Annotated in this window: 12 protein-coding genes; 2 read left to right on the plus strand and 10 right to left on the minus strand. The window is 64.9% G+C overall.

Going from position 1 to position 13,397, the window contains the following annotated elements:
- The first annotated feature begins 42 nt into the window (after positions 1-42).
- On the plus strand, positions 43-1,245 hold the full coding sequence (gene arsK / locus ASILVAE211_RS11685; RefSeq protein WP_227321484.1) for an arsenite efflux MFS transporter ArsK: 1,203 nt from the start codon (positions 43-45) through the stop codon (positions 1,243-1,245).
- A gap of 15 nt (positions 1,246-1,260) precedes the next feature.
- Here the strand turns inward: arsK and ASILVAE211_RS11690 are convergent, their stop codons facing one another.
- The 6 genes from ASILVAE211_RS11690 to ASILVAE211_RS11715 form a co-directional block, all read right to left on the minus strand.
- The gene (locus ASILVAE211_RS11690; RefSeq protein ID WP_227321485.1) at positions 1,261-2,202 is read right to left on the minus strand and encodes a diguanylate cyclase; all 942 of its coding nucleotides are present in this window, start codon (positions 2,200-2,202) and stop codon (positions 1,261-1,263) included.
- Positions 2,199-5,063 carry a response regulator gene (locus ASILVAE211_RS11695; RefSeq protein WP_227321486.1) on the minus strand — a complete coding sequence of 955 codons (2,865 nt, stop codon included), beginning with the start codon at positions 5,061-5,063 and terminating at the stop codon, positions 2,199-2,201. Before ASILVAE211_RS11695 ends, ASILVAE211_RS11690 begins: the two co-directional genes overlap by 4 nt.
- Position 5,064: 1 nt before the next feature.
- Positions 5,065-5,484 carry a hypothetical protein gene (locus tag ASILVAE211_RS11700; RefSeq protein WP_227321487.1) on the minus strand — a complete coding sequence of 140 codons (420 nt, stop codon included), beginning with the start codon at positions 5,482-5,484 and terminating at the stop codon, positions 5,065-5,067.
- A 327-nt stretch (positions 5,485-5,811) separates the two neighbouring features.
- Positions 5,812-6,021, minus strand: coding sequence for a cold-shock protein (locus ASILVAE211_RS11705; RefSeq protein WP_227321488.1), 210 nt, complete (start codon positions 6,019-6,021; stop codon positions 5,812-5,814).
- 265 nt (positions 6,022-6,286) lie between these two features.
- Positions 6,287-7,216: a lysophospholipid acyltransferase family protein gene (locus tag ASILVAE211_RS11710; protein ID WP_227321489.1), complete on the minus strand. Its 930-nt coding sequence runs from the start codon at positions 7,214-7,216 to the stop codon at positions 6,287-6,289.
- A 183-nt stretch (positions 7,217-7,399) separates the two neighbouring features.
- Complete coding sequence (locus ASILVAE211_RS11715; protein WP_227321490.1) at positions 7,400-8,428, minus strand: Ldh family oxidoreductase; 1,029 nt, start codon at positions 8,426-8,428, stop codon at positions 7,400-7,402.
- Between the two features lie 188 nt (positions 8,429-8,616).
- Here ASILVAE211_RS11715 and ASILVAE211_RS11720 point away from each other — a divergent pair, with 188 nt between their 5' ends.
- Complete coding sequence (locus ASILVAE211_RS11720; protein ID WP_227321491.1) at positions 8,617-9,018, plus strand: Rid family hydrolase; 402 nt, start codon at positions 8,617-8,619, stop codon at positions 9,016-9,018.
- A 50-nt stretch (positions 9,019-9,068) separates the two neighbouring features.
- On the opposite strand, the gene ASILVAE211_RS11725 is transcribed toward ASILVAE211_RS11720, so the two are convergent.
- The 4 genes from ASILVAE211_RS11725 to ASILVAE211_RS11740 are packed head-to-tail and all read right to left on the minus strand — an operon-like array spanning position 9,069 to position 13,388.
- Positions 9,069-9,881, minus strand: coding sequence for a helix-turn-helix domain-containing protein (locus tag ASILVAE211_RS11725; RefSeq protein ID WP_227321492.1), 813 nt, complete (start codon positions 9,879-9,881; stop codon positions 9,069-9,071).
- A complete protein-coding gene (locus ASILVAE211_RS11730) occupies positions 9,878-10,816 on the minus strand; it encodes an ABC transporter permease (protein ID WP_227321493.1) in 939 nt (312 codons plus the stop codon). Before ASILVAE211_RS11730 ends, ASILVAE211_RS11725 begins: the two co-directional genes overlap by 4 nt.
- Complete coding sequence (locus ASILVAE211_RS11735; RefSeq protein WP_227321494.1) at positions 10,816-11,898, minus strand: ABC transporter permease; 1,083 nt, start codon at positions 11,896-11,898, stop codon at positions 10,816-10,818. Before ASILVAE211_RS11735 ends, ASILVAE211_RS11730 begins: the two co-directional genes overlap by 1 nt.
- On the minus strand, positions 11,895-13,388 hold the full coding sequence (locus ASILVAE211_RS11740; RefSeq protein ID WP_227321495.1) for an ABC transporter ATP-binding protein: 1,494 nt from the start codon (positions 13,386-13,388) through the stop codon (positions 11,895-11,897). Before ASILVAE211_RS11740 ends, ASILVAE211_RS11735 begins: the two co-directional genes overlap by 4 nt.
- Between the last annotated feature and the right edge of the window lie 9 nt (positions 13,389-13,397).

Genomic DNA, 13,397 nt, shown 5'->3' on the forward strand with positions numbered 1-13,397 from the left:
CTGCGCCTACCGAGGAGACAAGGATAACGTCTTGAGAGTCGGATGCTGGCTGCGACTGGACGGCAGGGCCGCCGCGACTGGCTCGATATCGCCATGCTGGGCCTGTCCCAGCTGCTGGCCTATGGCACGTTGTATTACAGCTTCAGCATTCTGGCGCCCGCCATGGCGCGGGATTTCCACTGGTCGCGCGACTGGATTTTCGGTGCGCTGTCGGCGGCCTTCCTGGCCGGGGGCCTGGCGTCACCCTTCGTCGGCCGCTGGATAGACCGCGCCGGCGCCGGCCGTGTCATGAGCATCGGCTCGGTCGCGGCAGCGGCCTCTCTGGCAGCCTGCGCCTTGGCGCCGACCGGTCTGTTTTTTGTCCCTTCCTTGATCGCCTCCGGCGTCGCCTCGACCCTCGTGCAATATGGCGCGGCTTTTCCCTTGCTGGTGCAACGCCACCCGGCCAAGGCGCGCGCCAGCATCGTCTATCTGACCCTGATCGGCGGCTTTTCCTCGACCGTGTTCTGGCCGCTGACGAGCGGGCTGGAGCATCTGATGACCTGGCGACAGGTCTATTTCATTTTCGCGGCCCTGCATCTGTGCCTGTGTCTGCCGGTGCATCTCTGGTTCTGCCGGCGGCCCGGAATGCCGGAGACGGTGGCGCACCAGCCGGCTGTCATTCGGGTCTCGATGCCGGGAACGCTGCCGCCGGAGGCGCGGGACCGCGGCTTTGTGCTGATGGCAATTGCCTTCTCCTTCCAGAGCTTCGTCGGCGCGGCAATCCAGGTCCATATGCTGCCCATGCTGAAGGCCCTCGCGCTGGGGCCGGCGGCCGTCTTTGTTAGCGCGCTGTTCGGGCCGGCTCAGGTCGCCAGCCGCATCATCAATATCGTCTTCAACAAGGACATGCCCCAGTTGACCCTGGCGACGGCCTCGGCCGCGATGTTTCCGGTGGCGCTGGTCGTGCTGTGCCTGACGGCGCCATCCTTCGCCGGTGCCATGCTGTTCACCTTGCTGTTCGGCATCGGCAGCGGGCTGAACAGCATCGTTGCCGGAACGCTGCCGCTGGCGCTGTTCGGGGCGGAGGGCTATGGCGCGCGCCAGGGCAAGATCATGTCCGTGCGGCTGGTGGCCGGCGCCATCTCGCCCTTCGTCTTCGCGGTGCTGACGGACCGTATCGGCATCACCCCCGCCGTTCTGTCCATGGCGGTTGTCGAACTCGGCGCGGTGACGGGATTCGCGGCGATTGCGCGGCTGGTGTAGCCGCCGCGCCTTCCCTTACAGCATCACGACATATTCGCGCAGTTCGGCATGGCTGAATTCCCGCCCGATGACGCGATTGCGCCCTGCATTCTTGGCCAGATACAATTGCCGGTCGGCCGCGTTGATCCAGGCGCCCGGGGGAATATCCATCGTGCAGGATGCGGTCGCAACGCCCAGGCTGACGGTCACGAAGGGCGCGGTATCCGAGGCGTCATGCGGAATGCCCAGGGCGGAAACCCGCATGCTGATCGTCTCCGCGATTTCCATCGCTTCCTGATAGCCGATATCGGGCAGCACGCAGGCGAATTCCTCACCGCCGTAGCGTACCGTCACATCCGCCGCGCGGCGCGCCGCACGATGCAGCGTGGCGGCGACCTGCACGATGCAGCGGTCACCGATCATATGGCCGTAAAGATCGTTGAAGCGCTTGAAGAAATCGATGTCGAGAATGATGACCGACAGATTGCCGCCGCCGACCGACAGGCGCGCGGTTTCCCGCGCCAGACTCTGCTCAAGCTGACGGCGATTGCCGAGCCCGGTCAGCGCGTCGGTCACGGCGAGCGTCGCCAGCTGGTCGCGCATGCGCTTCAGCTCAAGATGATTGCGCACCCGCGCCTGCACGATGGCCGGCGAAATCGGCTTGGCGATATAGTCTATGGCCCCCAGCGACAGGCCTTCCAGCTCCGCACCCTCATGCCCCAGGGCGGTGGTGAAGATGATGGGAATATCGGCGAGCAGCGAATCCGCCTTGATATGCTTGCAGACCTCGTACCCATTGGTGCCGGGCATCAGCACGTCCAGCAAAACCAGATCCGGCATGACGTTGCGCAGCAGGTCGTAGACTTCCTCGGCCGAGGTCGCGAAGCAGATATCGTAATCGTCTTCCAGCGCGGCGCTGAGGATTTCGATATTCGAAACTTCGTCGTCGACGACCAGGATGACCGGGCGCTTGTTCATGGCAGGATGTCCTCAGCCACATTGGCAGGTGTCGTCAGTTCCTCAAGGTAGCTCAGCGCCTTCGGGTAATCGAGAGATGCCAGTGCCTGCCGGATGGGATCAAGCCGCAGGCCTTCCGGGGTATTGCCGAGCTTGGCCTCCAGCGCCTCGAACATCTTGCGCGCCTTCAGGCTGCGGCGCTGTAGCAACTGGTGCAGCTCAGCCAGTTCCGACGTGACGGCGGAATAGTCCAACGTGCCGGCGCGCAGCAGGGCGGGGGCCAATGGTGCGACGGGGGATTGTCCGCGCAGGCTTTGCGCGGCGGTCAAGGCCGGTTTCATGGTCTCGTCCAGGCGCTGCATCAGGCGGGGCAGGTCATCCAGCACCCGGCGTGCCAGGGCGTCTTCCACCTGTCGCGCGCTTTCCGCGACTTCGCGGATTTCCAGCGCACCGGCCGTACCTTTCAGCGTATGGGCGCTGCGCCGGGCTTCGTCCCATTCCTGGTCATCGATCTGGTGATGCAGCGTCGGCACGGCATCGGCGAATTTATAGCCGAAATCGATGATCAGCTTGCGCAGCAATTTGCGCCGTCCGTTGAGCCGGGCCAGCGCCGTCGGCAGATCGAAGGGCGGCAGCGTTGCCGGCAGGTTTTCGTCGGCGGCCGGGACAGCGGGGGCGGGCGCCACCGTCTCGACCGGGGCCGGCGCCGGGCGCACGGTCCGGTCGCGGTCGGGCTTGAGCCAGCGCGACAATTTCTCCAGCAGCAGCGGCGGCTCAATCGGCTTGCTGGAATGGTCGTTCATGCCGGCATCCAGGCAGTTCTGCCGTTCCTGCTCATAGGCATGGGCGGTCATGGCGATGATCGGCAGATCGGTGGCCGAGAGCGACTGGCGGATGCGCTTGGTGGCTTCGATGCCGTCCATTTCCGGCATCTGCACATCCATCAGAACGGCGTCGTAGCGGCTGGGCTCGGCCTCGATCATCTCGCAGGCGATGCGGCCGTTCTCCGCCGTTTCCACCACCAGCCCGGCATCCGTCAGAATCTCGAAGGCCAGTTCACGGTTGATTTCATTGTCTTCCACCAGCAGGAGCACCGCACCGCGATAGGGTGCGGCGATCATCACCGTTTGTTCGGGTGCCAAGGCAGGCTGCACCTCTTCGGTGCCGAAAAGAGCGGACAGCGTCTCCATCAGAACGTCGGTGTCGAGCGGCTTGACCAGGAACGCCGCGATGCCGGCGGCGCCGGCGGCGCTGATGGCTTCCTCGCGGCTATAGGCCGTTACCATCATGATGGTCGGCATCTTCGGGATGCTCGGGTCGTCGCGCATCTGGTTGATGGTCTCGATGCCGTCCAGGCCCGGCATCCGCCAGTCGACCAGAACGAGGTCGAAGGGCTTGCCGGTGCGGTTGGCGGTGCGCAGCAGCGCCAGCGCCTCATGCCCGGACGCGGCCAGATCGAGCTGGCCGAACCAGGGGCTGAGGGTTTCCGACAGGATCTGGCGCGAGCCGGCATTGTCGTCGGCGATCAGCACGCGCAGGTGGCGCAGATAGGCGATGGAGGCGGGCGAGGGAACCGAGGACTGGCTGGAAACCGCCAGCTGCGCGGTGAAGGAAAACTGGCTGCCGATGCCCTGTTCGCTCTGCACGGTCAGCGTGCCGCCCATCAGCTCCACCAGTTGGCGGCTGATGGAGAGGCCCAAGCCCGTGCCGCCGAAACGGCGGGTCATGGAGGTATCGGCTTGGGTGAAGGCCTTGAACAACTGGTCTACCTGCGACGGCGTCATGCCGATGCCGCTGTCCCGCACCGAAAATTCCATCAGCAGATCGTCGCCCTGCTTCCGGATAACGCGAGCCGAGAACTGCACATGGCCGGCATCGGTGAATTTGATGGCATTGCTGACGAGATTGGTGACGATCTGGTTAAGGCGCAGCGGATCACCCACCACCGTATCGGGCGTATCGGCGCTGATATTGAATTCCAGCGCGACATTCTTCTCGACCGCCCGCAGCGCCAGCATCTGGCGCACCGAATCCAGCGAATGGCGCAGCTGAAAGCTGGTCCGTTCCAGCACCAGTTTGCCGGCCTCGATCTTCGAGAAGTCGAGGATATCGTTGATCAGGTCCAGCAGGCTGGTCGTGGCCGATTTGATCTTGACCAGGTAGTCCCGCTGCTTGGGCGTCATTTCCGTGCGCAGCGCCAGATGGCTGAACCCCAGAATGGCGTTCATCGGCGTGCGGATTTCATGGCTCATATTGGCCAGGAACAGGGATTTGGCGACGCTGGCGGCCTGCGCGTCCTTGGTGCGTTCGGCGACCGTTTCCTCCAGCGTCTCATTATGGCGCTGAATTTCCGCGCTCATCTGCTCGACTCGGGTGAAGCTTTCCACCAGCCGGTTGCTGATCCACATCAGCACGCTGCCTTCCAGCAGGACCACCGCCGCGTGGAAAACGACGCGGGCGATATCACCGCCATTGGGAAAGACAGCGGCCGGTAGCAGCAGGTCGAGCGCCAGATGGTGCAGCCCGATCGCGACTGAGGCGAGCAGGATGGCGCGCCAATCGCACCAGGCGATCAGCAGCGCCAGACATGCGAAGAAATACATATGCATGTCGATCTGCCACGGATTGCCGCGCAGCAGATAAACCAGCAGCGCCGGTTCCCCCACCAAAGCGACGGCGGAGATATAGCGCGTGGCCGGCCCGATTCCGTTGATCTTCCAGCTGACATGGTAGGTGGCGGCCAGGATGACGGCGAAGAGCGTCGGCACAAGAACCGACTGGCCCAGCCCCCAGGACACGATGACGATCAGCGGCACATGGCCCCAGAGCAGCAGGGCCATCAGCTGCCCGAAACGGCTGCGGAGCGCGAGGATCTCGACCATGTCAGAAGCCCTGGTTGTGTGGCGTGGAGAGGCAGCCGTGCGCGGCGATGGGATTGATCACCAACCAGGCGCCGGCGCGGTAGAGTGCCGCGATGAAATCGGGACGGTCGGAGGCAACGATGAATACGTCGGGCAGACCGCCGGAATCGACCAGCCGCCCGCCCGCGCGGCCGACGATGGCAGCCGCCTGCATCGCGCCTTCCCAAGGCGGAAGAACGATCGCGACCTGTGTCTGCCCGCGCTCCGGCTGGGCGACGAGCAGCAATATGGCGAGGACGGAGGCGAAAAGGAGAACCAGGGCGGGCAGCAGCGGACGCCAGCCCGGGGCGGGCTCGGCGAGGCCGGTCTGCCGGGGAAGGACGGCCGCGCGCAGGCTCGTCATGATGCGCGCGGGACCGACAGGGTGCCGCGCGTCAGACAATGCTCCGCATTAAGGAATTTGGTCATATCTAGTTCGCTCATCACGCAAGCGGACTAACCCGCCCGGCTAGTTTCTGTTAGCCGGGCTGTATAAAAAACACATCTGAAATTTCGCCGAATTTCGTCAGGCGCATAGTGCGTTATTGTGACGGGCTGTTACCGGGCGGAAACGAATCGTTTCGAGCACGATGGGGCTGTTCATTTGCCGGACGAGGGCGACAATCTTAGCCCAGAATCAAAAAAGGCCGGGCAAGCCCGACCTTCTTTTTAGCGTTTCGTGGGTTGGTGCCAGTACGTCCGTGGTCACCAACCCGAAACGCTGTTCGCTTTAGGCTGCCTGAAGGTTCTCAGCGGCGATCTTGCCGTTGCGATCATTCTTCACGGCGTCGAAGCTGAGCTTCTGGCCTTCGTTGATGGTGCGCATACCCGAACGCTCGACGGCGGAGATGTGGACGAACACGTCCGGGCCGCCGTTGTCGGGCTGAATGAAGCCGAAGCCCTTGGTGGTGTTGAAGAACTTAACGGTTCCAACGGTCATGACGATTTTCCTTTCAATCGTATCGTAAAAAATTTGGCCCGGGCGGTTAGCCATGACGGACCGTTCATGGTCGATTTTGAAAGAGGAAGATCGTCAGCGGCGCAGGTAGCGCAGGAACAAAGTTCGTCAGTAAAGATCGATGGGCGGCTATCTAGACCGTTCGGGCAGTATCGGCAAGACAATTTTGAGAAAACGCCCGGCATGCAACTTTCGCAATGCAGCACTAGGTCTGAGTTTCACTGCAACTGGGTATGAAATTAACCGGCTAACTCGCTTCTCCGGCCGCTCTCTGCTGTTTCGGCCAGCGCCGATGCAGCCAAAGCCAGGTACCGGGCTGGGCGCGTACCCAGCCTTCCACGGTCAGGTTGAGCGCGGCGGTCATGGCAGCGATATCTGCGGTTCGGTCGCCGGTGCGCGGAATGTCCAATGCCGGCTCGCAGATCATGCGCAGCCGCGCCGGGCCGATCCGCTCCACCCGGACCGGCACCAGCGGCAGATTGAAGCGGAGCGCGAATTGCGCCGGGGCGGTGGCCGTCATGGCCATCTGGCCGAAGAAGGGGGCGGCAATCCCGTCATTCATCTTCTGGTCGATGAGCAGGCCGAGCGAGCCGCCCTGCGCCAGATGCGATAGCGCCGCGCGGGCGCCGGCCGCGCCCTTGGCGAACATGGTGACATCAGCGCCATGGGCCGTGCTGCGCAGCGCCTGGATTGCCTCTTCCATCGCCGGGTTGGATGCCCGGCGATAGGCCCCCGAGACGGCGAGGCCCATCTGGGCGGCAATCGGCAGGATCATTTCCCAATTGCCGATATGGGCAGAGAAAAAGATGGCCTGGCCCGGCGGCAGATTGCCTTCGCCGACGAATTCCCAGCCGGGACCGCTGGCCGTGCGCTTCAGCGCGGCCAGATGCGGCAATTCGCCGACATTGCGGCCGAGATTGCGCCAGACAGCGCTGATGATGCGCTTGCGCTCTGCGGCCGTGAGATCGGGCAAGGCGCGGGTCAGATTACGGTCCGCGACCTTCGACGCGCCGATAAAGGGGCCGATGGCGGCGGTAACGGCGCCTGCGAGATTAGAGGCGTGGACAGGTCCGATCAGACGCAGAAAGCCGAACCCGGCCCGCAGCGCTATGCGGATGGCCGCCTGGCCAGGATGGCGTCGCGGGCCGAGGTCTATGCCGTTTTTGTCGCGGGACATCAGAGCGTTACGCGAAACAGGGCGGCAAGCGCCGGTGCCGAGCAATGGGGAGACGAGTGCCGGCCGGACAAGACGCTGCCTCTTTCTTCGACGGTGTGACGCCGCCCGCGTGTAGGGCGGCGCGGCCCAAGGCGTCTAGCCATATAATGTATCGGGCGCTGCCGCAGCGGCGCCCGATACGGGTCAAAAACCCAGCACCTGCGCGGTATCCGGGTCCACCGGCACGCCGTCGCGCAGGCGCTGTTCCACCACCTGCCATTCACGGTCGCCCGGGGCCATCGCAGGCGGCGCGCCGTCGCGCTGGGGCGACGCGCGCAGCGCATCCAGATAGCGGCGCATGCCCAGCGCCATCTCCGTGACGCCAGCGAAGCGCGCCGGGTCGATGGCGATGAAGAAATGGCCGAGATTGGCGGGCTTCGCCGGGGTTGAGGCGCCGAGCGAGGCCAGATCATGGTCCAAAGTCGCGCCCGTCAGGACGGCGGACAGCAGGGTCGCGAGCCCGGCCAGGGCCGCGCCCTTAAACCCGTAATCGGCACCGCCCATGGGCATGAGCGTGGTGGCCTCGGCCGGATCCCGCACCGGGTTGCCATCGCCATCGACGGCGATGGCTTCGGGCAGCGGATGCCCCAGCGAGCGGTAGAGCAGCACGCGATTGAAGGGGATGGAGGAGGTCGCCATGTCCATCAGCCAGGGCTTTTCGTCCGGCACCGGGGCGGCCACCGCCAGCGGATTGGTGCCGTGAAAGGCGTCCCGCCCGCCAAACAGCGTCACTAGGCTTTCCGCATTGGTCGTCGCCAGGCCGATCATGCCGGCCTCGGCGGCGGCCAGGGCATAGGCGCCGGCGGCACCGAAATGGGACGAGCCGGTGGCCCCCACCGCGCCGATGCCGCTGTCGCGCGCCAGGTCGACCGCGAGCTTCATCGCCTCGTAGCTAGTGTGATGGCCAAGCCCGTTATCGCCGTCCAGCATGGCGGTGGCGGCGGCGGTCTTGCGTATTTTGATCTGCGGGCGGCCGTTGATCTCCCCCGAGCGCAGCGGCCCATAATAATACCCGACCAGCCGCACGCCGTGGCTGTCGACCCCGTGCAGGGATGCGTGCATGAGCGCGCGCACGGTATGGGCAGAGGACGCGGCATCCGCCCCGGCTTCCGTCAGTTTCTGCTGCACGCGCGCGGCCAAAATATCGGCCGGCACGATGATCGGAGCTTTCATCCCGCAATCCTTGGTCTTCTCTCTGTGCAGGATAGCGCCAGCCGGGCGCGCAGACCAAGGGGAGAGGGCAGCCGGGCTCCATCACCCATTTTGTGCGCATTTGTCCATGCCCGCGCGCGGGGGCGCGCGTAGAATGGCGGCCATTGTCACGGCGATACAGGGTCGTGGCACGGAAAAGGGACATCGCTATGAACGAAGCCATCAATCCGCCGGGCTGGCTGCCGGGAAAGACCGCCAATGGCACGCTGCATCTGAACTGGGGCGTGAAGGCCGGCAACCATGTCTATGTCGCGGGCATGCTATCGCTGGACCCCTATGACGGCAGCCTGGTCGGCCTTGGCGACATCACCGCGCAGACGCGCCGCGTGCTGGACAGCATCAAGGAAGTGATCGAACTGGCCGGCGGCACCATGGCCGATGTCACCTTCAACCAGATCTTCCTGCGCAGCATGGACGACTATCACGCCATGAACGCGGTCTATGTCGAATACTTCAAGGAATTTCTGCCCGCGCGCTTCTGCCTGAAAGGCGAGATGGTGAAGCCGGAATTTCTGGTGGAAATCGCGACCACCGCCGTCATCACCCGCTGAGTTTTGCGGCAAAGGCTGGGCCGCCGCACGCCGTGCGGTGGCTCAGCCTTTCAGGCCGCCAGAACGCGCGGGCAGCCGCGATAGCCGGACGGCGATATGCCGAAGACATCCTTGAAGATGCGGCTGAAATAAGCGGAATCGCTGAATCCCCAGCGGAAGCAGATCGCCGAGATGGACTGCGCCGCGTAAAGCGGATCGCGCAAATCCTCGCCGCAGCGTTCCAGCCGGCGGCGGCGAATGAAGTGATTGGCATTCTCCCCCGTCGCCTCGAAAAGCTGCTGCAGATAGCGCAGCGAAATGCCGGCATATTGGGCGACCAATGCCGGCGACAGGTCGGGGTCGGACAGATGCAGCTCGATCACCTGCATGGCGCGGAGCGCGATGGCGTTCTTGGCGGCAGAGCCGTTGAGCACACGACCGGCAACGGCATGAGCGGCAATGGCCGCGGCCAGGAACTCCACCAGCGACAGTGCCAGCGGCCGCATCTCGGCGTCCGTCAGCCGGTCGCCCCGTTCCACGGCCTCGCGCAGAAGCGCGGCCAGAAAGACAGTGCTGGCCTGGCGGGGCGGCAGCACGACCAGCGCCGCCGCCATGGGGTGAGAGGCCAGGCGCGCGCCGCTGGCCTGGCGTGGAAAGACGGCGGCCTGGATTGTCAGGTCATCGCTGTCGGCAATCGTCAGCCGGCGGCCGATGCGCACCGCAACGAGGTCACCGGCTTTGACGGTGACGCTGCTGCCGTCCATGTCGAGCCGCGCTTGGCCTGTGGCAATCCGCAGCAGGCAGAAGCCGCCCGCGTGGCCTGACCAGACCTGCGGCATCGCGCCATCGGACAGGCGCAGGTCTGCGAGCGACAGGCCGTTCATTTCTGGCCGCGCAAGAACGGAAGACCGATTTCACCCGGGCCGGTCTTGCCTTTGCCCATCAGCACCCAGGCCACCAGCGCCAGCACGAAGGGCGACATCAGCAGAAGCGGCGGCGGAATGGACAGGCCGATGGCCTGACCCTGGTATTGCAGGGCATCCGCACAGCCGAAGAGGATGGAGGCCGCCAGGATCCAAAGCGGGCGCCAGCGGCTGAAGATGACGACGGCAACCGCCAGATAGCCGCGTCCCCCGGTCATATTATCGACGAAGACGCCGCCCGAGGCGACGATCGTCAGATAGCCGCCGCCAAGCCCGGCGCAGAGGCCGGTGAAGGCCATGGCCCCGAAGCGGAGCGCGGTGACGGAAACCCCGGCGGCATCCGCCGCCCCGGCACCTTCGCCGACGGCGCGGATGATAAGGCCGAGGCGGGTGTATTTCAGCATCAGGCCCAGCACCACGGCCAGCAGCACGGCGCCGTAGAAGACCGGGCTTTGCATGAAGAAGGCGCGGCCGATGATCGGCCAATGATCCAGAACCGGAATGCGATAGATGGAAATGGCGCGCAACGACGGCGCGTTGTAGCTCGGGTTCAGCACCTCCTGCCGCAGCAGGGACGTGGCGCCGAGGGCCAGGATATTGAAGCCGATGCCGATGACGATCTGGTCGGCGCGCAGCAGGGCGACGGCCAGCGCCAGAATTGCGGCGGCGCCCAGGCCCCACAGCGCGCCGCTCAGCAGGCCGATCATCGGCACATTGCTTTCCTGCAAGCCCAGCACGGAACCGAAGGCGCCGAACAGCATCAGGCCTTCCAGCCCGATATTGAGCACGCCGGCGCGTTCGGAGATCAGCTCGCCGAGGGAGGCGAGCAGCATCGGCGCGCTCAGCCGCACGGCGGCGGCCAGAAGAAGCGAAATGGTGATGGGATCGAACGACATTACTTGCGGCCCTTCACCAGCCGGAAGCCCTGAATGGTGGCCAGGAACAGGATCGGCAATCCGCTCATGATCATCGCCATGGCGGAGGGAATGCTCAGCACGCTTTGCAGCGCGATCGTGCCGCTGTTGATGGCGCCGAAATAGAGCGCGACGATGACGGCGCCGAGCGGCTCCAGCCCGCCCAGCAGGGCGACGGCCAGACCGTCGAAGCCGAAATCGGAGCTGAAACCCTCGATCAGCCGGTATTGCACGCCCAGCACTTCGATCGCGCCGCCGACACCGGCAATGGCCCCGGAGATAAGCATGGAGGACAGGATCAGGCGGGACAGGGGCATGCCTTGCAGGCGCGCGGCGCGCGGGCTGAGACCGGCGGCGCGCAGACGAATGCCGAAGGTGCTGTGATAGAGCAGAAACCACAGCAAGGCGGCGGTCACGACGGCGATGACGGCACCCAGATGCAGGCGCGTGCCCGGCAGCAGCAACGGCAGCTGCGCGGCATTGGCGATCTTGGCGGACATATTGAAGTTGGAGCCGGCAGGTTGCAGCGGCCCTTCCACCAGATATTTGACGAAATAGATGCCGATGAAATTCATCATCAGCGTGACGATGATTTCATTGGCGCCGCGCCATAGTTTCAGCACCGCCGGGATCAGGCCCCAGAGGGCGCCGAAGATGGCGCCGGAGATCAGAGAAATCGGCAGCAGCAGCAGGCCGAGGGAATGCGGCAGCATCGTCGCCGGCAGAACGGCACCCACGGCACCGAGCTGCAACTGGCCTTCCGCGCCGAGGTTATAGAAACCGCAGCGGATGGCGATGAGGGCGGCGAGCGCGGTCATCAGCCGGGGCGTCATGAAGACCAGCGTATCGCCAATCGCCATGCGCGACCCGAAGGCCCCGTTGATCATGACGGAGAGAGCCTGCCAGGGAGAGACGCCGAGGGCGGCCAGGATCAGCAGACCCACCGCGAGGCTGGCCGCGAAGGCGATGATGACGACCAGGGCATAGCCCTGGGTCAGTTTCCGCGCGGCCTCGTTGATGCGATCCGGCCAGCCTGTCTTGGTTTCGGTGATGGTCGCGGTCAATGCGCGGCGCCTCCGGTCATGAGTGCGCCGATCTCTTCGCGGGAAGCGCGGCCGTTCACTTCACCGACCGCGCGGCCGGCATAGAAAATGATGATGCGATCGCTGATGCGCATGATTTCGTCGAGATTGCTGGAAATGAACAGCACGGCGCGGCCGCCATTGGCGGCATCGCGCAGGCGGCGCAGAATTTCCTCGCTGGCCGCCACATCCAGGCCGCGCGTCGGCTGATAGACGGCGATGATATCGGCGTCCTCGTTCATGGCCCGCGCCAGCACGATCTTCTGCTGGTTGCCGCCGGAGAGAATGCGCGGCGTGACATGCACATTGCGGCTGCGGACGTCGGACGCCGCGCGCATTTCTTCGGCGCGGGCGGTGATGGCGGCATGGTTCAGGCGGCCGGCGCGCGCATAGGGCGCTTCGTCGATCTTGTTGAGCAGGAGATTGACCGCGATCGGCAGGTCGAGAACGAGACCTTCCTGATGGCGGTCTTCCGGCACCAGCCCAACGCGGGGGCGGCCGTCGGCATGGCTTCGTCCGGCCTCGACCGTGCCGCTGTCGGGTGTCAGCGCACCGGCGACGAGTTCGAACAATTCGCGCTGGCCATTGCCTTCGACCCCGGCAATGCCGACGACTTCGCCGGCGCGCAGCGTGAGGGAAGTATCGCGCAGGCCGGAGGAGGAGGGCGTGGCCGCCACCGAGACGTTCTGAAGGCTGAGCCGCACGGCGCCGGGCGCTTCGCCCGTGCCGTCCAGCGCGGCCGAGAGATCGACCTCATGCCCCACCATGTCGCGGACGAAATCCTCCCGCGCGCGGCCGGCGACGGGGCCGGAGCTGATCAGCTTGCCGCGCCGGATGACGGAGGCATGCTGCGCGTGATCCACAACCTCGTTGAGATGGTGCGTGACGACGACGACAGCCCGGCCGGCTGCCGCGATCTGCCTCAAAACCTTGTAGAAGGCAGCGATTTCGGCCGGGTTCAGAATGGTTGTCGGCTCATCGAACAGGACCAGCTCGGCCTTGTTGATGAGCGCCTTCAGAATTTCCACGCGCTGCTGCAAGGACAAGGGCAGGGTGGAGACGATGGCTTTCGGGTCGATGGAAAGACCAAAACTATCCGCGAGCCGGGCAATATCGGCATTGCGGGCAAGGCTGGGGCGAATGGCGGGCGGGGCCGCCAGACGCAGGTTCTCAGCCACCGTGAAGGTCGGCACCAGTTTGAAATGCTGGTGCACCATCCCGATACGGTTGGCGATGGCGTCCGCCGGAGAGCGGTGAATGACTTCACGGCCCTCCAGCAGAATGCCGCCCATATCGGGCTGATACATGCCGAACAGGATGTTCAGCAGGGTGCTTTTGCCAGCCCCGTTCTCACCCAGGATGGCGTGGATTTCACCGCGGCGGAAGGCGACCGTGACATTGTCGAGAACAGGATGCCCCGGCGTGAAAGCCTTGGTGATAGCGGTGAGGGTGAGATAAGGGTCTGGCGGCATGGTCAGAGA

Source organism: Acidisoma silvae (assembly GCF_020618775.1).
In the GTDB taxonomy this organism is placed as follows: domain Bacteria; phylum Pseudomonadota; class Alphaproteobacteria; order Acetobacterales; family Acetobacteraceae; genus Acidisoma; species Acidisoma silvae.